The sequence below is a fragment of the Propioniciclava sinopodophylli genome, from assembly GCF_004324755.1.
GTDB lineage: Bacteria > Actinomycetota > Actinomycetes > Propionibacteriales > Propionibacteriaceae > Propioniciclava > Propioniciclava sinopodophylli.
In genome coordinates, this window is sequence record NZ_SDMQ01000004.1 from 108,819 (window position 1) to 127,073 (window position 18,255).

Sequence of the window (18,255 nt, forward strand, 5' to 3'; positions counted from 1 at the left end):
CGCCCGGATCATCAGACCCGGACGGCGTTTCCGCTTGTGTTGGCGGAGGTGGCGGGATTTGAACCCGCGATGGGGTTAACCCCCAAACCCGCTTAGCAGGCGGGCGCCATAGACCGGACTAGGCGACACCTCCTCGGCCAAGGCGTAAGCCTACCGGCCGGTCCCCGGCTCGGCAAAAGGGGGCTCAGGGACCCGAGTATGCTCAGAAGGTATTCCTGATGGAGGCACGATGGCCGGGCCGGAACCACACGCGCATGCCTACGAGGCAGCGCACGCTGGCGCGCCCGCGTCGCCCGCCTCGCCCGGGGGACGCCACCGACCCCAGCGCGCCCTGGCCAACAAGTCATTCGGCTCCTCGCTCGGCTGGACCGCCGCGGGCATGCTCCTCCCGGGCCTCGGGCTAACCCGCACGCGGGCGCGCGTGCTCGGCCTCATCCTGCTCGTCCTGTTCGTCCTGGCCGTCGCGTTCGCCGCGGTGGGTGCCCTGCTCGCCCGCGACCTCGCGCTGTCGTTCCTCGTCCTGCCCGGCGTCCTGACCGGCGCCTGGGTCGTGACGATCGTGTTCGGCGTCCTGTGGGCGGGCAGCATCGCCGCCACCCACCTGATGCTGCGTCCGGCCAACCCGCCCCTGTGGCAGCGGCTGCTCGGCTCGCTGGTGGTGGGGGTGCTGGCGCTGGGCATCACCACGGCGTCCTTCCTGACCGCCCGCTCGATCCGCGACACGGCCCTGCTGGTCGACAGCGTCTTCGGCCAGGACGGGGCCGAGCCGGTCACCGACAACGACGAGCCGTTCGGCAACGCGACCGACCCGTGGGCGAACAAGCCGCGGCTCAACGTCCTCATCCTCGGCGGCGACGCCGGCGCCGGCCGCGAGGGCAGCCGCACCGACACGGTGATCCTGGCCTCGATCGACACGAAGACCGGCAAGACGGTCCTGTTCTCGCTGCCCCGCCAGACGGCGCGCATGCCGTTCCCCACGTGGTCGCCGCTGCACACGCTCTTCCCCGACGGCTTCACCAACGGCAACGGGCTCGACCAGAACTACGCCCTCAACGCCATCTACGACACGGTGCCGCGGGTGGCACCTGACGCGCTCACCGGCGTGGAGGATCCCGGCGCCGAGGCACTCAAGCAGGCCGTCGGCGAGGCCCTCGGCCTGCGCGTCGACTACTACGCCATGGTCAACATGGACGGCTTCGTCGAGTTCGTGAACGCCCTGGGCGGCATCACGGTCAACATCAACTCCCCCGTGCCGGTCGGCGGCAAGAACCCGACCCGGGTGGGCGGCAGCGACGGTTTCCCGCCCGACCGCTGGCTCGTGCCCGGCCCCAACCAGAAGCTCAACGGCACGGACGCCCTCTGGTTCGCCCGCGGCCGCTACCACACCACCGACTACGCGCGGATGAGTCGGCAGCGCTGCGTCATCCAGGCCGTCGTCCAGCAGGCTCAGCCCGCCACCGTTCTGGCCAACTATGAGGCCCTCACCAAGGCGAGCAGCCGCATCGTCGCGACCGACGTGCCGAACCGGCAGCTGCCCCGCATGGTCTCGCTCGGCCTGCGCGTGAAAGACGCCGCGATGACCTCGGTCTCGTTCGAGAACGACAAGGACGGGTTCTCGACGGTGAACCCCGACTGGCAGTTGGTCCGCGAGCGCGTCCAGCTGGCCATCAACCCGCCGCCCGCCCCGACGGCGACGCCTTCGCCCACGCCCAGCCCGTTGCCCACGGCGTCCGCCGTGCCGACTGCCCCACCCACGGCGTCCACCACGCCGGCGCCGCCGTCATCGGTGGTCGACGAGTGCGCCTACAACCCCGCGCCCTGGCCGCCGACGGAGGAGTGAGGGCTCAGCCCTCCCAGACCTGGTAGCCGCGATCGTCGTCGAGCCGCTTGCTGATCCCCGCGGCGATCGCCTCGAGCTGTGGCGTCTGCCCACCCGGCGCAACGAGGTGGACGCGCTCGTCGTCGCCCTGGTGCAGCGTGATGCGACCCGGCGCCGCGGTGACGCGCTTGACGTCGGCCCACTTGCCGGTCCGGACGCCGTCGGGTGCGTCCACGCGGTACCCCTGCTCGCCGAGTTCGACGAGGACGCGCTGGCGTCGGGTGGCTGACAAGGCGGCCACCACGAGCACGATCCCGCCGACGATGAGCACCAGGCCGCAGATGATCAGCAGCGCCTGCCACATTCCGGAGGCCGGGACGACGGCCACGCCGGCGCCGACGAGCGCGAGGACGGCCGCCACCGCGAAGGCCCGCACCGGGGGGCGCGCTTCGATGACGAACTGGTCTGCTGCCTGGACTGCCACGCGGCGAGAGTGGGATTCGAACCCACGGAGGGTTGCCCCTCGGCCGCTTTCAAGGCGGCTGCACTAGTCCACTATGCGATCTCGCCAGATCGGCAACATCCTAGCGGCGTGGCCTCTCGTGCCCGACTAGGGTTGACCCATGCGTGCCGTCGTTGTCACAGAGCCGGGTGGGCCCGAAGTCCTGCAGATCGCCGACGTCGAGGATCCCACCGCGGGCCCCGGCGAGCTGCTGATCCGTACCGTCGCCGCGGGCGTTAACCGCGCCGACATCCTGCAACGGCAGGGCCACTACCCTCCGCCCAAAGGCACCACCGACACGATCGGGCTGGAGGTCTCGGGCCACGTCGAGGTCGTCGGCGACGACGTCGAGGGCTGGTCGGTCGGCGACCCGTGCGTCGCCCTGCTGGCCGGCGGCGGCTACGCCGAGCTGGTCGCCGTGCCCGCCGGGCAGGTCATCGCGCCGCCCGAGGGCGTCGACCTGGTCACCGCCGCCGGGCTGGTCGAGGTGGCCGCCACGGTCGTCTCCAACATGGACCACGTGGGCCTACGCCCCGGCGAGACCTTCCTCGTGCACGGCGGCGCGGGCGGCATCGGGTCGTTCGCCATCCAGTACGCCAAGGGCCAGGGCTGCCGGGTCGCCACGACCGCGGGCTCGGCCGAGAAGCTCGAGGTCTGCCGGCGCCTGGGCGCGGACATCGCGCTGGACTACCACGACGACTGGGTCACCCAGCTCAAGGAGGCCACCGACGGCAAGGGCGTCGACGTGATCCTCGACATCATGGGCGCCAAGTACCTCGACCCGAACGTGAAGTCGCTGGCCCGCCGCGGGCGCATGGTCGTCATAGGTCTGCAGGGCGGTGTCAAGGGCGAGCTCAACCTCGGCCTGCTGCTCAACAAGGGCGCCACCGTCACGGCGACGTCGCTGCGCTACCGGCCCGTCAACGAGAAGGCCGCGATCGTGGCCCGCGTCGCCGCCGAGGTGTGGCCGCTGATCAGCTCGGGCGAGATCAAGGTCGCGCACGAGACCCGCTTCAGCATCGACGAGGTGCAGCAGGCCCACGAGCAGCTCACCGGTGGCAACAATGTGGGAAAGATCGTCCTCACCTTCTAGCCTTGGGCGGTGAACTTTGCCGCCTACGCCGACATCTGGCGCCTGCCCGCCGTCCGGCAGGCGGTGCTGCTCGGCGCGCTGGGCAAGGCGCCCTGGTTCGGTGCGGGCATCGTCCTGACCCTGCACGTGGTCGGCTCGCTCGGAGCCAGCTACGCCAGCGCCGGCCTCGTGACGGCCGTGTTCACCCTCGCGATCGCGCTCGCCTCACCCATCCGTGGGCGGCTCCTCGACACCATCGGCCTGCGCCGCACCCTGCTGCCCTCGCTGGTGCTGCTGCCGGTCGCGTTCCTGGCCGCGCCGTTCCTGGACTACTGGCCGCTGATGTTCGTCATGGGCGGCGTCGGGCTGTTGGCGATCCCCTGGTTCGTCCTGACGCGGCAGCTCATGCTCGCCGCCGTCCCCGAGTCGCAGCGCCGCGCCGCTCTCGCCCTGGACTCGGTCGTCACCGAGATGGCCTTCATGGGCGGCCCCACGGTGGGCATCCTGCTCGCCACCTCATGGGACACCGGCTGGACGCTCGCCCTGCTCGCCTGCCTCTCGGTTGCCGCCGCCGCGCTGCTGGCGGTGCTCAACCCGCCGCTGGTCTCCGAGAAGAGGGACGCCGCGGGTGCGGAACCCAAGCCCTCGGCGGAGGGGACCCAAGCCTTCGACGGAACCCAAGCCCTCGGCGGACGCGTGGGGATGCGGTCGTGGCTCAACGGCCCCGTGGTGGCGACGTTCGTGGCCACGATGGCGGCGTCCTTCACGCTCGCGGGCACCGACCTGGCCATGGTCGCCGCCGCGCGGTCGCTGGAGTCGTCTTCGGCGCTGGCGATCCTCATCGTCGTGTGGGGCTTCGGGTCGCTCATCGGCGGCCTGCTGTTCGGCGGACTCCCCCGCGGCACCCTCGGCATCACCCACCTGCTCGTCGGGCTCGGCGTCACCACCATGCTCGCCGCCCTCGGCACCAACCTCTGGGTGCTCGCCGCCCTGCTCGGTGTGGCGGGGCTCTTCTGCGCGCCCACCCTGGCCGCCACGAGCGAGCGCCTCGGCGACCTCGTGCCCGCCACCTCGCGCGGGGAGGCGTTCGGCTGGTCCGGCACGATGGCGACCGCAGGCAACGCGCTGGCGCCCCCCGTCGTCGGCTACGTGCTGGACGCCGGGGGCTGGCAGCTCGGCTTCGTCATCACCGGCCTGTGCGGGCTGGCGCTGGCCGGCGTGGGGTGGGTCTCGCTCCAAGCCGGACGCCGCGGGCTCGCCCGGGCCCGGCGGCGGGGCTTCGAAAAGCTCAGGCAACCCGGGTAGCCCGGCGAACTGCCTGGCCGGGGGCTGCCCCTCCGCTTCCGCGCCCTTCCGTGTGCATTTCTATGGGGCAATTCTTCTCTGATTCGGGGACACGGCACTTCTGTGCGACGGTTTCCGCCCCATGGAAATGCACACGGGGGCTGGGCACCTGAGGACGCCCTGAGCGAAGCCCCGGGAACTATCAACAACCTCTCAGGAGATCGGGACAACCGTGGGGGCGCTTCGATCGTCTTGTGGGTGTGAGCACCTCCAAGAAGAAGATCGCCCTCGTGGCCTCCGCCGTTGCCATGACGCTCGCCGCGTCCCTTGCCGCTGCCACCCCCGCCACGCGGGTGTGACCGCCCCGTTCTCGGGCCTGTACTGCGACACGACCGACAACGGTGCCACCGGTGCCGAGCAGGCTCCGCTGCTGGGCCGCTGGTGGTCGTGTTCAGCACGACCAACGACCTCGACGTCTCGGTCGAGCACATCGTCACCACGTGGGGTTACGCGGACGCCGCCATGGTCGACCTGCAGAACGACACCGGTCTCTGCCGGGCCGCCCTCCTGCCGGGCTGCACCGTGCTGGTCGCCGAGCCCGGCAGCCTGGTCGCCACGTGGGGTGACGGCACCGTCGCCGGTGACGGCCACGATCGCGTTGTCGACCACGCGCGCGGCCTCGGCGCGGTCGTCGATGCGGTCGAACCAGTCGTTGACGAGCGCCTGCTGGACATCGCCGTCTCCAGGGCCGCCCGCTCCAAGGAAGTGTCTTGACCCCGCCCCCGAGCGCGCCCGCCCCACCACCCCGCGGGCCGGCGCACCTGCGCGCGGACGCACCGGCGCGCGGGCGTACGGCCCACCCCGGCGGGGCTCAGCGCAGGAAGAGCTTCCGCAGCCGGAAGGTGACCAGCGTGATGCCCAGCACGGTCATGCCCGCGAAGTAGGACAGGTGCACCAGCGTCATCGGCGAGAAGAACCCGATCGACAGCTGCCGCATCAGCTCGACGCCGTGCCACAGCGGCAGCGCCTGGATGACCCCCTGGACCCAGCCCGGGTAGACGCTGATCGGGAACAACGTCGAGCTGAACAGGAACATCGGAAGCAGCACCATTGGCACGAGGTCGAGCTGCTGGAAGCTCTTCATGAAGCTCGTCACCGCCATGCCCAACGAGGCGAAGCCGAGCGCGATCAGCAGGGCGACCGGGATCATCGCCAGCGCCCACCAGGACGTCACCAGCCCCATCACGCCGAGAACCCCAAGGAAGCCCACCGCGTACAGCAGGCCGCGAAACAGGGCCATGAAGATCTCGCCGAGCGCCACGTCCATCGGGCCGAGCGACGTCTGCAGCATGCCCTCGTAGACCTTGCTGTAGCGCAGCTTGAAGAACACGTTGTTGACCGAGTCGTAGATCGCGCCGTTCATGGCCGAGGTTGCCAGCAGCGCGGGTGCGATGAACATCGCGTAGCTGATCTCGCGTCCGTCCGGCCCGGGCACCCCGCCCACCAGCGCGCCCATGCCGACGCCCATCGCCAGCAGGTACAGCACCGGCTCGAAGAAGCCCGTGGCGATCACGCCCCAGTTGGCGTTGCGGATCACCCGGAAGCCGCGCTCGATCACCGCGCTGGCGTTGCCCGCGTACAGCGGCGCCAGCCACGACGGGCGGTTGGCCAGGCGCTCCTTGACCGGGGCCATCACGTCACTCATCGCACCAACCTCCGGGTGAATGTGCGGTGGGCCCAGACCTGGCCGCCGACGATGCACGCCAGCAGGAACACCACGTGGACGCCCACCAACCACGGCGGCACTGCCAGCCCGAATGACGCCATGCGAGCGAGCTGGGTGCCGTGCCACATGGGCGAGACCCAGCCGACCCACTGCAGGTAGATGGGCATCGACTCCAGCGGGAAGAAGGTTCCGGCGAACAGGAACATCGGCATGATGATGAGGCGCTGTACGAAGTTGAAGTGCAGGCCCTCCTCCTCCAACGTCGCCGAGTAGGCCATCAGCGGGGTGAACATCGCCAGCGCCGCCACCGTCGCGATCGGGATCGCCAGCAGCGACCACCCCCCGGGCCACGCGCCGAAGGCCAGCCCGATCACCCAGAAGATCGCCGCCTGCACGAACAGCCGGACGCCGATGGCGAGCGTCTCGCCCTGCGCCATCTGGCCAGGCTCCAGCGGGGTGGCCTGCGCGGCGAGGTAGTTCCGGATCCACTTGAAGCCGCCGAAGATCGGCCAGGTGCCGAACTGGGCGCCCGTCGTCGCGACGGTGGCCACGAGCAGGCCGGGCGCGACGAAGTGCAGGTAAGAGACGCCGGAGACGTCAGCCTGGACGATCGAGCCCAGGCCCAGGCCCATGGCCGCGAGGTAGAGGATCGGGTTGCCGATCGCCAGCATCAGCGCCGTGACCAGGAACGGCCCCTCGGACGCCTGCCGGTAGCGGGCGTAGTGCAGCCACCCCCACCGGCGGGTGCGCGCGGCGAGGGCGGCGTGGTCGAGCCCCGTGAACGTGACGACGGGTTGCTCATGCCGGACGTCAGTCAATGAGGGACCTCCCGGTCAGCCGGAGGAACACGTCCTCCAGCGATGAACGCCGCACGAGCGAGGTGAGCGGGTTGAGCCCGCGCCGGGAGATCTGCTCGAGCAGGCCCTCGCCGTCGCGGGCGTAGAGCAGGATGCGGTCGGGCAGCACCTCGATGCGCTCGGCCATGCCGCGCAGCTCCGCCTCCATCGCGGCGTTGCGGGCCGACCCGAACCGCACCTCGACGACCTCGCGGGTCGAGTACTCGCGGATCAGCGCCTGTGGCGAACCCTCGGCGACGATCTTGCCGTGGTCGATGACGACCAGCCGGTCGCACAGCTGCTCCGCCTCGTCCATGAAGTGCGTGGTGATGACCAGGGTGACGCCCTGCTCCTTGAGGCGGAACAGCCGATCCCACAGGATGTGCCGGGCCTGCGGGTCCAGCCCCGTGGTCGGTTCGTCCAGCAGCAGGATGCGCGGCTCGTTGACCAAGCCGCGCGCGATCGTGAGGCGGCGCTTCATGCCGCCGGACAGCGCGTTGACCTTCGCCTTGGCCTTCTCTGTCAGCTGGGCGAACTCGAGCAGCTCGTCGGCCTTGGTCTCCAGGTACGCCCGGGGCAGGCCAAAGTAGCGGCCGTAGACGATGAGGTTGTCGCGGGCGCGCAGCTCCTCGTCCAGCGAGTCCTGCTGTGGCACCACGCCGAGGGAGGCCCGCACCTCGGGGCCCCGCTCCTCGGGGTCGAGGCCCAGCACGGTCAGCGAGCCGGACGTTCGCAACGACGTGCCGCCGATCATCCGCATGGTGGTCGACTTGCCCGCGCCGTTGGGCCCGAGCAGGCCGAAGGACTCACCGGGGGCGACCTCGAACGAGATTCCGTCGACGGCGGTGAAGTCGCCGAACTTCTTGGTGAGGTTCTGGGCTTGGATCACGGGCACGGCGTGAACACTACAAGCCGCCACCCACAGGAAAAAGCACGGCTCCGTACGTCGCAGGGCCACGAACTGCGTGTGCGGATCGCGCTATTCGACCGCATCCTGGTGGTCAGGGAGACGATCTCCAAACGCGTCGGCGCGGTTCCCGCCGCAGCGGCGGTCGAGGACAAGACCCCCCGCCGCCACCGCGCGAGGAGCGTGCGGTCCCGATCCGGCGGGCGGATGCGCATGTGACGGCGTCCGCCCGGCGGATCGGCGTCACTTCACCCGGGCCTGCTCGAGCGCGACGTCATATACGGCGTGCAGCGCGTCGGCACCGCCGCTCTCGGCCCAGAACGGCAACGATGCCTCGAGAGCCGTCGCGAGTCCGAGGGCGTACCCGACGCGTCGCTCGTCGTCCTCGAAGAACTTCTCGTCGATGCGCGGCGGGAAGGGCAGCGGGAAGGGCCAGGGCCACCGCGGCGGACAGATCTCGTCGGGGTTCGGGCGGTACGCCGTTCCGAGCGCGTCGGCCAGGCGCGCTGTGCGGATCAGCTCGACGCCCGTCGCGGCTCCGAGCTTGAAGCCCGGGTCGACCCATGGGATGGGATGGGTGCCGGCGACGCGTTCACCGCGGCCGCCCTGGATGATGATGCCGCGCTCTTCGAGGCCGCCCTGGTTGATGATGTCCCAGATGATCGGGTGGCGCTGGGCCAAAAGGGTGAGCAGTGACGTGTTCGCAGGCATGGAGAGCCCCTCTCGGTCCGCAGGGCCGGCTGCCCCGCACACCCTAGAAGACCTCGCAGACGTGCCGGTGATACACCTGATCGGGTGACGACGGGACCGGTTGCAGGACTGCGGGGCTTCCGGTCGCCTCATTCGCCTCACCCGGACACAACAGCCCCAGTCAGCCCGACGACTGGCCCGGCGCCGGCGAGGGCGGCTTCCTTTCGATGCTGGCGAGCTTCAACAACGGCTTCTTCTTCCCCGGCGCCCCACCGGAGGAGGCCAGACCTGCCAGCGCTACGCCGAGGAGATGGTCGCCGGGTTCGTGCCGAACCCCGTCGCGAACCTCGACTCGGAGACCTCCTACAGCAAGGGCGACGCGCTCTCGACCATGGTCACCGACTACACCCCGGGCATCGTCACCGGGCGGCGCCCGCTGTCGGAGCTGGCCGACCTGCGCAAGCGGTGGGCGTCCGGGGGCGGCGACGCGATGCGGGCGGAGTACGCCGAGCAGCTGTGAGGGTCAGCGGCCCCGGTCGAGGCGACGCCGGTCGCGGTCGTCGGGGCGGGAACGGTTCGCCATCGACCCGCCGGACACCCACAGCACGAGGGCGGGGACGGCTGTGCCGATCATCGGCCAGATCGGCCAGTAGTAGTACGGGGCCTGCCCCGCGAACAGCCACGTCGCGACCCAGATGACGTTGAACAGCAGGGCCAGGCCGAGCCAGCTGCGCAGCGCCCCGTCCTGCAGCAGCCGGCCGGTGCGCGCGGGCGTCCGCGGACGCTGGCCGCGCCGGGACGACACCACGATGTCGGCCAGGATCGGCACCAGCTCCCCCAGCCGCTTCGACCCCAGCGCCGTGGTCATCCGCTCGGCGTGCTCGGCCGAGTCGAGGCGTCCGTCGCCGAAGGCGGCGTTCAGCACCTCGGCCGCCACGTCACGGTCGGCGTCGCTGGCACGCACGTCGCCCTGCGTGCGGGGATCGGCGCTGAACCGCGCCCACACGTTGTCGGGGACGGGGAGCTGGGGGGTGTCGCTCATCGGGGGTGGTGCCTCTCGGGACGTCGGGGTGGCGCCAGCCTAGCCGCGCAGAGGACGCGCGTACCGCAGCGAGTTGGGGCGGCAGGGCGCCTCGAACGCGATCTGGAGCGAGTCGGCGATCCGGTGCTCGTTGCGCAGCGCGAACAGGCGGTCGACGACCCGGTCGCGCAGCATCGCCGGCTCAATCGTGTTGAGGTAGATCTTCGTGGCCCCCTCGAAACCCGCCAGCGTGGAGACGCGCCACTTCAGCATCACCCGCCACGGCATGGCCAGGTCGACGTCGATGGGCCGGTAGTGCCACTCCTCGTTGCACGGCACCGCGGTGCCCGTCGCCGCGTGCATGGCCTGGATCATGTCGCTCATGCCCCGGACCTCCTCGGGCGACTGTTCCCACGGGTCCGGCTGCTCGGACTTGCTGTAGATCTCGATGGTCGGGAACCGGTGCCCGAACCCGGCGAACGCCATCGCGTGCTCGTTCTCGGCGATGACGAGGTTCTTGTACGAGGCGTAGTTCGTGGCGACGTCGTTGAACAGGTTCGTGTTCGAGCGCAGCTTCGCCAGCGTCGCCTCGTGCTGGACGCCCCGCTCATCGATCGCGACGAGCTGCTTGTGCAGGTGGTCGAAGGACGCCCCCGCCGGCTTGAGCCAGTTCTGGAAGACCGTCACGTAGCGGGCGTACCGGTTCAGGTCGTACAGGCCCCGCACCGACTCGATGGTGAACGCGATGAACTGGCCGTGCTCGTCGGGCGTGAGCGTGCCCGCGCCGGCCAGCTGGTCGTCGTGGGTGGCGCCGTCGACGTAGTGGCGGCGCGCGATGATCAGGTCGTGGCCGCCCCCGAAGAAGCCGGACGCCGCGGCGATCCGCTCGTCCTCGCCCATCGCGGCGACCTCGGCGGCGGTGCGCCCGGACGCCCGCAGCTTCATGTCGATGACCGACAGCAGGTGTTCGCGCCCCTGGGGGGAGGCCAGGTACGCCTCGCGTCGCGTGGCGACGTGGGTGGGCAGGGTATAGCCGTAGTTGAGGTTCCAGTACTCGTAGCTGAGGATCTCGAACAGGTTCGGCACCCGCCGGAAGTCGGCGACGGTGGTGAACATCTCCTCGGCGGTCGTCCGGTAGTGGGTCTCCCAGGTCGTGTTGCCGCGGTGCACCACCCGGGACTTCTCAGGCGGCGTCTCGGTGTAGCGCTTCTCGCAGAACGAGCAGTGGGCGCCGTGGGCGTCCGGGTCGAGGGGGGCCGGGTTGCCGCCACCCACGCCGAGCGGGCGATTGCCGCGTCCTGGGACCGTCCACACCTCCGTCCCCGTGAACGGGTTCAGCTGCTTGACCGTGCCGTCAGCGAGCGTGGTGAGGTACTCCGGTTCGCGGCTGTAGGGCTGCATGCCACCAGCGTGGCACAAGCTTCCGCCGAGGACTCGTGCAACTACCGGCGAGGACTCGTGGTCACCCCGACCATGAGTCCTCGGCGGAACCGAACCAGCGCCCCAGCTCCTCGACCAGGCCGCCTTCGGCGAGCGTGCCCGTCACGGCGTCCGCCACGGCGACGAGCTCGGCGGGAGAGCCGCCCATGGCGACGCCGCGGCCGGCCCAGGTGAGCATCTCGATGTCGTTGCGGCCGTCCCCCAGCGCGAGCACGTCGGCGGGGTCGATGCCCATCCGCCCGCACACGCGTGCCAGCCCGTGGGCCTTGTCGACACCCTCGGGCGCGATGTCGAGCCAGGCGGTGTAGCCGATCGCGTACGAGACGCCCTCCAGGCCGAGCCGGTGGGCGAGCTCGATGAAGTCGTCCTCGGATGCGTTGGGGTCGCGAACGATCACGCGCGTCACCTCCGAGCCGGCGAGTTCGTCGACGCTGACGACCTCGATCTCGCCGTGCAGCTCGCCCGTGGGGAACTCGTCCGACACCCGGTAGCCGCGGCCCACGACCTCGACGGCCAGCAGCGCAGCGGGGTGCTCGGCGAGGATCCGGTCCACCACGGGGCGAGGGTCGAAGGTCAGCACGTCCACGACCTCGAACGGCGGGTAGCGCACGGTGACCGCCCCGTTCGAGCAGACGTGCTCGACGTGCTCCAGCGGCAGCTGCTCGATCACCGTCAGCGCCGACGCCCACGACCGCCCCGTCGACAGGATCACCGGGACGCCGGCGTCCACCACCCGCTGCACGGCGGCACGGACGCCGGGGTCGATCACGTTGGACTCGTCGACGAGCGTGCCGTCGACATCGAGGGCCACGAGGGCGGGCTGCCAGGTCACGTCTGAACCCTAGGGAGATTTCTCCTGAGGAGTCTTCACCGTCCACGCAACCTTTCGGGGGTCCCGTGCGTCTTGGTAGGTAAGGAGGTACGCCCCCATGCTCCGCTACGACCAGTCCACCACCCCCACCCAGCTCAAGCGACTGCGCGACCGCGCCTACTGCATCGTCCTGCTCGTGGCCGCCCTCTCGATCTCGGCGGTGTTCCTCCTGCCCGCGCTGCTGCCGTAGCCCGGTCACTCGGGCGGGTCGGTAGCGTGGACGCCGTGAGCACCACTCCCCAAGGACCCGGACGCGAGTTGCACCTCCGCGTCGGCACGGCACAGCGCGAGCGCGCCCTGGAGGTCATCCGCAACGCGGCCGCGGACGAGCGCATCACCTTCGACGAACTCGAGGGGCGCGTGCCACGCGCCCTGGGGGCCGTCACCCGCGCCGACCTCGTCTCCGTGCTGGAAGACCTCGCCCCCGCCGCCGAGGTGGACGCCATCGTCGGCCTGGACGCCCCGATCGGCGAGGGGCCCGGCTTCACCTGGGACGACCCGCTCGTCCTGGAGGGAAAGGGCTGGCGTCAGCTCACCGTCTCCGGCGACTGGGTCACACCGCCGTTCATCGAGGTGCACTCCTCGATCGGCGGCGTCCTGCTGGACTTCACCCTCGCCACTGCCCCCGCCAAGGTGATCGACCTGGTGCTCGTCGTGAACGACTGGGGCACCACCACCATCGTCGTGCCCGAGGGCTGGGGCGTCGACACCCAGGCCACCCAGGCCGAGGCCAGTTACATCGAGACCCGCGGCGTCCGGACGCGGCCGCAGCACGGCAAGCCCCGCATCATCGTCCGCGGTCGCACCTCGGGCCAGGTGAAGGTGAAGCTCTCGGACGAAAGGGACGCCCTCAAGGCGCAGCGCTTCGTCGAGAAGGGACGCCCCGGCATGCCCGAACTGCCGAGGGCTTGAGTTTCCCGCGCCCAAGGCTTGAGTTTCCCGCGCCGAGGGCTTGGGTTTCGGCCCCCGGCCCGGCGACGACTGGCAGAATCGCGTCATGGAAGAGACCACGTTCACCGTTCCCAGCGACGACGGCATCGACCTCCACGTCTACCGGTGGGCCCCCGAGGGTGAGCCTCGGGCCGTCATCCAGGTGCAGCACGGGCTGGCCGAACACGGCGCCCGCTACCGCCGCTTCGCCGAGGCGCTGACGGCGGCCGGCTACCTCGTCTACGCCCCGGACGCCCGCGGCTCGGGCCTCACCGCCGCCGGCAAGCACGGCGACTGGGGACCCGACGGCTGGCAGGGCTGGGTGGACGACCTCGGCGTCCTCAACAAGCGCATCCGCGAGGACGCCCCCGGCCTGCCGCTGGTCCTGTTCGGCCACTCGATGGGCTCGTTCGCCACCCAGCACTTCCTGCTCGACCACGCATCCGACGTCGACGCCGTCGTCCTGTCGGGAACCGGCGACGCCGCCGTCCTCGCCCCCATGCTCGGCTCGGACGCCCCCACCGACCTCAGCGCGTTCAACGCCCCGTTCGAGCACCGCACCGGGTTCGAGTGGCTCTCGCGCGACGCGGACGAGGTCGACAAGTACGTCGCCGACCCCCTGTGCGGGTGGGCCGCGCCGTCGCCCGCGGGCATCGTGTCGCTGGCCCGCGCGGCCGACCCCGAGGCGCTGTCAGCCATCCCGAAGGACCTGCCGATCCTGCTGATCTCGGGCCGCGACGACCCTGTCGGCGGCGCCGGCGGCGAGGGCGTCGAGGCGGTGGCCCAGCGCTACCGGGACGCCGGCCTGACCGACGTCGAGGTGCACCTGTACCCCGAGGCCCGCCACGAGCTGCTCAACGAGACCAACCGCGACGAGGTCACCGCCGACGTCATCGCGTTCCTGGACCGCGCCCTGCCCTGACCGCCCGCACCGCGAACGTGGGCGCACCCGGGTCGAAGGGGGCGCCCGCGACGTCGCCGGTGACCTCGACCACGTCGAACCCCACCGACTCGACCTCGGCGCGCACCTCGTCGACGGTCAACCGCGCATGGGCCAGCGACCGGGCCCAGGCGTCCACACCCAGAACCCGGACGCCGCGCCGCGCCAGCCGCACGGCGTACAACCCCGGACCGCAGCCCAGGTCGAGCACGCGCGACCCCGGCCCCAACCCCAACACGGAGCGGAGCCAGTCGACCGACGCGTCGATGAACGCGTGCGGCCGCGACGCCGCCGCGGTCGCCGGGTCGAGGTGGTGGGCGAGCATCTGCGCCGAGATGTGCGGGTCGTCCCAGAACTCGGGTGTCGTGTAGGCGCTGAACGGCTCCGGCCTCACGCCCCGCGGAGGCAGGGTCACGGCTCCACCGCCTGCATCGCCTTGAGGATCGTCACCTGCCGCGTGACCGAGCCGTGCCAGTCGTCCCGTCGGCTCTCGGCAGAGCCGTCCTGCACCGCCCAGCCGAGGTTGATGGCGCAGCGCACCACGACCCAGTCGCGGGCACGCCGCTCGTCGAGCCCGGCTGTGTCGACCACCGCGTAGAACCGGTCCCGGATCGCCTGCCCCACGTCCCTCGACGCCTCGAGGTCGGCCCAGCGGTTCCACAGCAGCGGCGCCACCTCGTACTCGGGCGCGGCGTTGTAGCCCTTGGGGTCGATCGCGACCCACTCGTCGCCGCGGGCCATGACGTTGAGGTAGTGCAGGTCGCCGTGCACGACGTGGGTGCCGGGCTCGGCGGCCAGCTCGCGGCCGGCGCGCAACGCCCAGTCGACGAACCGCGGCGGCGCGGGCACCGCACGCCCCAGCCCCTCCAGCTCACCCAGCCAGCGGCGCACGAACGCGTGCCCGTCGGGCAGTTGCGGGGCGGCCCGGCGGTGCAGCCGGCCGTACAGCCCGGCCACGATCCGGGACGCCTCGTCGGCGTCCCAGTGCTCCTGCAGTTGGCCGTCCAACCACTCCAACAGCAGGACGCCGCGGCGCGGGTCGGCCCGCACCAACTCGACCGCGGGGCGTCCACCCCACAGGGTCAGGGTCGGGATCTCGCCGACGTTGTCGGCCTCGACGTGGCTGGACTTGCAGGCCCGGCGGACGCCGTCGGCGTCCAGCACCGGGTACACCCGCGCCGTGACGCCGGACATCGGCTCTCCGTCGGGCGTCAGGTGCCAGCGCCGGAAGGTGTCCTCGACGAGGCGCGGGAGGCTGTCCTCCCACGCCTGCCGGGACACCGGGCCGGAACTCAAGCGGCGGCGACCGGGGTCAGGAACTCGCGCCCGCCGAGGTAGGGCCGGAGTGCCTCGGGGACGCGCACCGACCCGTCGGCCTGCTGGTGGTTCTCCAGGATCATGATGATCGTGCGGGTCATCGCGCACAGCGTGCCGTTGAGCGTGGCCAGAGGGCGGGTGCCGCCGGCGTCCCGCTGCCGGATGTTGAGGCGGCGCGCCTGGAACTCGGTGCAGTTCGAGGTCGAGGTGATCTCGCGGTAGCGCTCCTGGGTGGGCAGCCAGCCGTAGCAGTCGAACTTGCGGGCGGCCGACGACCCGAGGTCGCCCGAGGCGACGTCGAGGACCTGGTACGGGATCTCCAGCGACTCGATGAACGCCTTCTCGTAACCCAGCAGCTTGGCGTGCTCGGCCTCGGCGTCCTCGGGCGAGCAGTAGACGAACAGCTCGGCCTTGTCGAACCAGTGCACGCGAAAGATGCCGCGGGTGTCCTTGCCGTAGGCGCCGGCCTCGCGGCGGAAGCAGCTCGACCACCCCACGTAGTGCTTCGGCAGCGACCCGGCGGGCAGGATCTCGTCGGAGTGGTAGGCCGCCAGCGCGACCTCGGAGGTGCCGACCAGGTACAGATCGTCGCGCTCGAGGTGGTAGACGTCCTCGGCCGCCTGGCCCAGGAACCCCGTCCCGGCCATCGCCTCCGGCTTCACCAAACTCGGGACGATCATCGGCGTGAACCCCCACGAGGACGCCATCGCCATCGCGTGCTGCAGCAGCGCGAACTCGAGCTGGGCCCCTTGGCCGGTCAGCACGTAGAACCGCGAGCCGGAGATCTTGGCGCCGCGCTCCATGTCGATGGCGCCCAGCATCTCGCCCAGTTCGAGGTGGTCACGGGGGGCGAAGCCCTCGGCGGCGAAGTCGCGCGGGGTTCCCCACGTCTCGATGATCTCGCCCTCGTCCTCGCCACCCGAGGGAACCCCGTCGATCACGATGTTGCCCAGCTGCATCATCAGCTCGTCGAAGGTGGCGTTGGCGGCCTCGGTCTCGGCCTGAGCCTCCTTGACGGACGCCGCGAGTTCCTTGGTGCGTGCCAGCAGGGCCTGCTTCTCCTCGGGCGAGGCCTTCGGGATCTGCGCCGACAGCGACTTCTGCTCCGCGCGCGCGGACTCCGACGTCGCCATCAGCGAACGACGCCGCTCGTCGGCGGCCACGAGCTGGTCGACCAGCTCGACCGACTCGCCGCGGGAGGCCTGGCTCCGGCGGACGCGGTCGGGGTCGGTGCGCAGAATCTTCGGATCGATCACGGCAGCATCCTAGCCGTGGGGCGCCCGACCGACGGGGCCCGCCCGGGCGCCCCGACCGCGTGGGAGACTGGACGCGTGAGGACACGCTGGGGGCTCGCGCACCTCGCCACGGTGGTGCTGGCGGCGGCATTCGGGCTGTGGACGTGGCTCACGCTGTCCGTGGGGGCTTTCGAACGGGTGGACGCCCTCTCCCGCGTCCCCGGCGTCACGGGCGCCTCGGCGCGCGGACAGATCCTCGCCGCGATCGCGATCCTCACGACCCCGACCGTCCTCTACACCGTGCTGGCCGGGCTCACTTTGTGGGCCGCGCGCCGCCGGCTGCACAACCTCGCGTGGGCGATGTTGCTGAGCATCCCTCTCGGGTGGGGCAGCAGCCAGCTGGTGAAGATGATCGTCCAGCGCCCCCGCCCGGACACCGCACTTCCCCTCATCACCGCCGAGGGGTATGCCTACCCCAGCTCCCACATGACGGCGGCGACGATCGTGGCGGTGCTGGTCATCGCAGCGATGGTCGTGACCCGCCGCCGCCGGACCATGGTGGTCGCCGCCACCGCGGCCCTCGTCGTGGCCTGGTGGCTGATCTTCGCCGACCGCTGGTGGCTGCGGGCGCACTGGTTCTCCGACCTCATCGGCGGCGGGTTGCTGGGTGGGTTCGTCGCCGCGCTGGCGCTGGCGATGGCCGGCGTGAGGGTCATCAAGTTCGGCAGCCCCCGCCGGGTGACCGACGGCACGCGCCGGGCCGCGGTCGTCTACAACCCCACGAAGGTGCCCGACCTACCGGTCTTCCGCCGCCAGGTCGAGGGCGAATCCGCCGAGCGCGGCTGGCAGCCCCCGCTCTGGCTCGAGACGGACGCCGACGACGCGGGCGCCCGGGTGGCGCGGGTGGCCCGCAAGCGCAAGGTCGACCTCGTGCTCGTCGCGGGCGGGGACGGCACCGTCCGCACGGTCAGCGCCGAGTTCGCCGAGACCGGCATCCCCTTGGGCATCGTGCCGGTCGGCACCGGCAACCTGCTGGCCCGCAACCTCGGCGTCCCCCTCGACCTCGCGGACGCCCTCGACGCCGCCTTCGACGGCCGCCCGCGCGGCATCGACATCGTCCGGCTGCGAGCCGACGATGCGCACGACGACGTGTCGCTCGTGATGGCGGGCATGGGCATCGACGCGCGCATCATGAGCGAGACCAACGCCGACCTGAAGAAGGTCGTCGGCCCGGCCGCCTACGCGGTCACGGCCCTGACCAGCCTCAACTCCCCGCCGTTCCGGGCGGTGATCACCCTCGACGGCGGCTCCCCCGTCGAGCGGACGCCCGCGCTCGCCCTCATCGCCAACGTGGGCAGCGTGCAGGGCCAGATCGCCCTCGCCCCGGACGCCCTCCCCGACGACGGGCTCCTCGACCTCGTGCTCGCCTCGCCCGAACGCCCCGCTGACTGGGGCGCGATGGCCACCCGCGTCCTCACCCGAACGGGCGACCACCCCGGCATCGAGCGCGCGCAGGCGCGCCGACTGGTGATCGAGACCGACGAGCCGGTCGCCTACCAGGTCGACGGCGACACCATCGGCGAGTGCCGCCGCCTCGAGGTGTCGGTACGCCAGAACGCCGTGCTGGTGATGGTTCCGTAACGCCCCGCCGAGGGCTTGGGTCCA

At 71.3% G+C, this 18,255-nt stretch carries 20 protein-coding genes and 2 tRNA genes; 9 read left to right on the forward strand and 13 right to left on the reverse strand.

Annotated elements, in window-relative coordinates:
- Positions 1–40 precede the first annotated feature (40 nt).
- Positions 41–133 (reverse strand) — tRNA-Ser (locus ET989_RS05625).
- 96 nt (positions 134–229) lie between these two features.
- On the opposite strand from ET989_RS05625, the gene ET989_RS05630 reads away from it, so the two are divergent.
- Positions 230–1,840 (forward strand): LCP family protein, encoded by a 1,611-nt coding sequence (locus tag ET989_RS05630; protein ID WP_131167581.1) that lies wholly within the window; start codon positions 230–232, stop codon positions 1,838–1,840.
- Between the two features lie 4 nt (positions 1,841–1,844).
- Here the strand turns inward: ET989_RS05630 and ET989_RS05635 are convergent, their stop codons facing one another.
- Both ET989_RS05635 and ET989_RS05640 read right to left on the reverse strand, forming a co-directional pair.
- Entirely contained in the window at positions 1,845–2,303 is a 459-nt protein-coding gene (locus ET989_RS05635; protein ID WP_131167582.1) for a hypothetical protein, read from the reverse strand.
- A gap of 1 nt (position 2,304) precedes the next feature.
- Positions 2,305–2,389, reverse strand: a tRNA-Ser gene (locus ET989_RS05640).
- Between the two features lie 53 nt (positions 2,390–2,442).
- Between ET989_RS05640 and ET989_RS05645 the strand changes: the two genes are divergently transcribed.
- From ET989_RS05645 to ET989_RS05655, 3 genes are all read left to right on the forward strand, one after another.
- Positions 2,443–3,414 carry an NAD(P)H-quinone oxidoreductase gene (locus ET989_RS05645; protein ID WP_131167583.1) on the forward strand — a complete coding sequence of 324 codons (972 nt, stop codon included), beginning with the start codon at positions 2,443–2,445 and terminating at the stop codon, positions 3,412–3,414.
- Positions 3,415–3,423: 9 nt separating this feature from the next.
- Positions 3,424–4,698: an MFS transporter gene (locus tag ET989_RS05650; RefSeq protein ID WP_131167584.1), complete on the forward strand. Its 1,275-nt coding sequence runs from the start codon at positions 3,424–3,426 to the stop codon at positions 4,696–4,698.
- 426 nt (positions 4,699–5,124) lie between these two features.
- Entirely contained in the window at positions 5,125–5,451 is a 327-nt protein-coding gene (locus ET989_RS05655; RefSeq protein ID WP_131167585.1) for a hypothetical protein, read from the forward strand.
- A 97-nt stretch (positions 5,452–5,548) separates the two neighbouring features.
- On the opposite strand, the gene ET989_RS05660 is transcribed toward ET989_RS05655, so the two are convergent.
- From ET989_RS05660 to ET989_RS05680, 4 genes are all read right to left on the reverse strand, one after another.
- Positions 5,549–6,382, reverse strand: a complete 834-nt coding sequence (locus ET989_RS05660) for an ABC transporter permease (protein WP_131167586.1) — start codon at positions 6,380–6,382, stop codon at positions 5,549–5,551.
- The gene (locus ET989_RS05665; protein ID WP_131167587.1) at positions 6,379–7,221 is read right to left on the reverse strand and encodes an ABC transporter permease; all 843 of its coding nucleotides are present in this window, start codon (positions 7,219–7,221) and stop codon (positions 6,379–6,381) included. The genes ET989_RS05660 and ET989_RS05665 overlap by 4 nt, the downstream gene beginning before the upstream one ends.
- Positions 7,214–8,134, reverse strand: a complete 921-nt coding sequence (locus tag ET989_RS05670) for an ABC transporter ATP-binding protein (RefSeq protein WP_241656221.1) — start codon at positions 8,132–8,134, stop codon at positions 7,214–7,216. Before ET989_RS05670 ends, ET989_RS05665 begins: the two co-directional genes overlap by 8 nt.
- Positions 8,135–8,389: 255 nt before the next feature.
- Positions 8,390–8,857, reverse strand: a complete 468-nt coding sequence (locus tag ET989_RS05680; RefSeq protein WP_131167588.1) for a hypothetical protein — start codon at positions 8,855–8,857, stop codon at positions 8,390–8,392.
- A 289-nt stretch (positions 8,858–9,146) separates the two neighbouring features.
- Here ET989_RS05680 and ET989_RS05685 point away from each other — a divergent pair, with 289 nt between their 5' ends.
- Positions 9,147–9,356 (forward strand): hypothetical protein, encoded by a 210-nt coding sequence (locus ET989_RS05685; protein ID WP_131167589.1) that lies wholly within the window; start codon positions 9,147–9,149, stop codon positions 9,354–9,356.
- A gap of 3 nt (positions 9,357–9,359) precedes the next feature.
- Here ET989_RS05685 and ET989_RS05690 read toward each other — a convergent pair whose 3' ends face one another.
- The 3 genes from ET989_RS05690 to ET989_RS05700 form a co-directional block, all read right to left on the reverse strand.
- On the reverse strand, positions 9,360–9,878 hold the full coding sequence (locus ET989_RS05690) for a DUF1707 SHOCT-like domain-containing protein (RefSeq protein WP_131167590.1): 519 nt from the start codon (positions 9,876–9,878) through the stop codon (positions 9,360–9,362).
- Between the two features lie 39 nt (positions 9,879–9,917).
- Positions 9,918–11,258, reverse strand: coding sequence for a DUF4921 family protein (locus ET989_RS05695; protein WP_131167591.1), 1,341 nt, complete (start codon positions 11,256–11,258; stop codon positions 9,918–9,920).
- A 61-nt stretch (positions 11,259–11,319) separates the two neighbouring features.
- Positions 11,320–12,129 carry an HAD family hydrolase gene (locus tag ET989_RS05700; protein WP_131167592.1) on the reverse strand — a complete coding sequence of 270 codons (810 nt, stop codon included), beginning with the start codon at positions 12,127–12,129 and terminating at the stop codon, positions 11,320–11,322.
- Between the two features lie 97 nt (positions 12,130–12,226).
- Here ET989_RS05700 and ET989_RS15780 point away from each other — a divergent pair, with 97 nt between their 5' ends.
- The 3 genes from ET989_RS15780 (at position 12,227) to ET989_RS05710 (ending at position 14,020) form a co-directional block, all read left to right on the forward strand.
- On the forward strand, positions 12,227–12,358 hold the full coding sequence (locus ET989_RS15780; protein ID WP_277751344.1) for a hypothetical protein: 132 nt from the start codon (positions 12,227–12,229) through the stop codon (positions 12,356–12,358).
- Positions 12,359–12,393: 35 nt separating this feature from the next.
- Positions 12,394–13,080 carry a DUF1707 SHOCT-like domain-containing protein gene (locus ET989_RS05705; protein WP_165490052.1) on the forward strand — a complete coding sequence of 229 codons (687 nt, stop codon included), beginning with the start codon at positions 12,394–12,396 and terminating at the stop codon, positions 13,078–13,080.
- Positions 13,081–13,165: 85 nt separating this feature from the next.
- Entirely contained in the window at positions 13,166–14,020 is an 855-nt protein-coding gene (locus ET989_RS05710; protein ID WP_131167594.1) for an alpha/beta hydrolase, read from the forward strand.
- On the opposite strand, the gene ET989_RS05715 is transcribed toward ET989_RS05710, so the two are convergent.
- Genes ET989_RS05715 through serS form a run of 3 tightly spaced genes read right to left on the reverse strand, consistent with a single transcriptional unit; the run spans position 13,989 to position 16,611 of the window.
- Positions 13,989–14,453, reverse strand: coding sequence for a class I SAM-dependent methyltransferase (locus ET989_RS05715; protein ID WP_206662240.1), 465 nt, complete (start codon positions 14,451–14,453; stop codon positions 13,989–13,991). The genes ET989_RS05710 and ET989_RS05715 overlap by 32 nt on opposite strands.
- Complete coding sequence (locus ET989_RS05720) at positions 14,450–15,319, reverse strand: aminoglycoside phosphotransferase family protein (protein ID WP_131167595.1); 870 nt, start codon at positions 15,317–15,319, stop codon at positions 14,450–14,452. The genes ET989_RS05715 and ET989_RS05720 overlap by 4 nt, the downstream gene beginning before the upstream one ends.
- An 11-nt stretch (positions 15,320–15,330) precedes the next feature.
- A complete protein-coding gene (gene serS / locus ET989_RS05725; protein ID WP_131167596.1) occupies positions 15,331–16,611 on the reverse strand; it encodes a serine--tRNA ligase in 1,281 nt (426 codons plus the stop codon).
- A 75-nt stretch (positions 16,612–16,686) separates the two neighbouring features.
- Between serS and ET989_RS05730 the strand changes: the two genes are divergently transcribed.
- Positions 16,687–18,231, forward strand: coding sequence for a bifunctional phosphatase PAP2/diacylglycerol kinase family protein (locus ET989_RS05730; protein ID WP_131167597.1), 1,545 nt, complete (start codon positions 16,687–16,689; stop codon positions 18,229–18,231).
- Positions 18,232–18,255: the final 24 nt, after the last annotated feature.

Bases quoted from the DNA above. Each gene is read 5' to 3' on its own strand.
- ET989_RS05630 (WP_131167581.1), top strand. From the start codon at position 230: ATGGCCGGGCCGGAACCACACGCGCATGCCTACGAGGCAGCGCACGCT.
- ET989_RS05645 (WP_131167583.1), top strand. From the start codon at position 2,443: ATGCGTGCCGTCGTTGTCACAGAGCCGGGTGGGCCCGAAGTCCTGCAG.
- ET989_RS05660 (WP_131167586.1), bottom strand. From the start codon at position 6,382: ATGAGTGACGTGATGGCCCCGGTCAAGGAGCGCCTGGCCAACCGCCCG.
- ET989_RS05680 (WP_131167588.1), bottom strand. From the start codon at position 8,857: ATGCCTGCGAACACGTCACTGCTCACCCTTTTGGCCCAGCGCCACCCG.
- ET989_RS05685 (WP_131167589.1), top strand. From the start codon at position 9,147: ATGGTCGCCGGGTTCGTGCCGAACCCCGTCGCGAACCTCGACTCGGAG.
- ET989_RS05690 (WP_131167590.1), bottom strand. From the start codon at position 9,878: ATGAGCGACACCCCCCAGCTCCCCGTCCCCGACAACGTGTGGGCGCGG.
- ET989_RS05695 (WP_131167591.1), bottom strand. From the start codon at position 11,258: ATGCAGCCCTACAGCCGCGAACCGGAGTACCTCACCACGCTCGCTGAC.
- ET989_RS15780 (WP_277751344.1), top strand. From the start codon at position 12,227: ATGCTCCGCTACGACCAGTCCACCACCCCCACCCAGCTCAAGCGACTG.
- ET989_RS05710 (WP_131167594.1), top strand. From the start codon at position 13,166: ATGGAAGAGACCACGTTCACCGTTCCCAGCGACGACGGCATCGACCTC.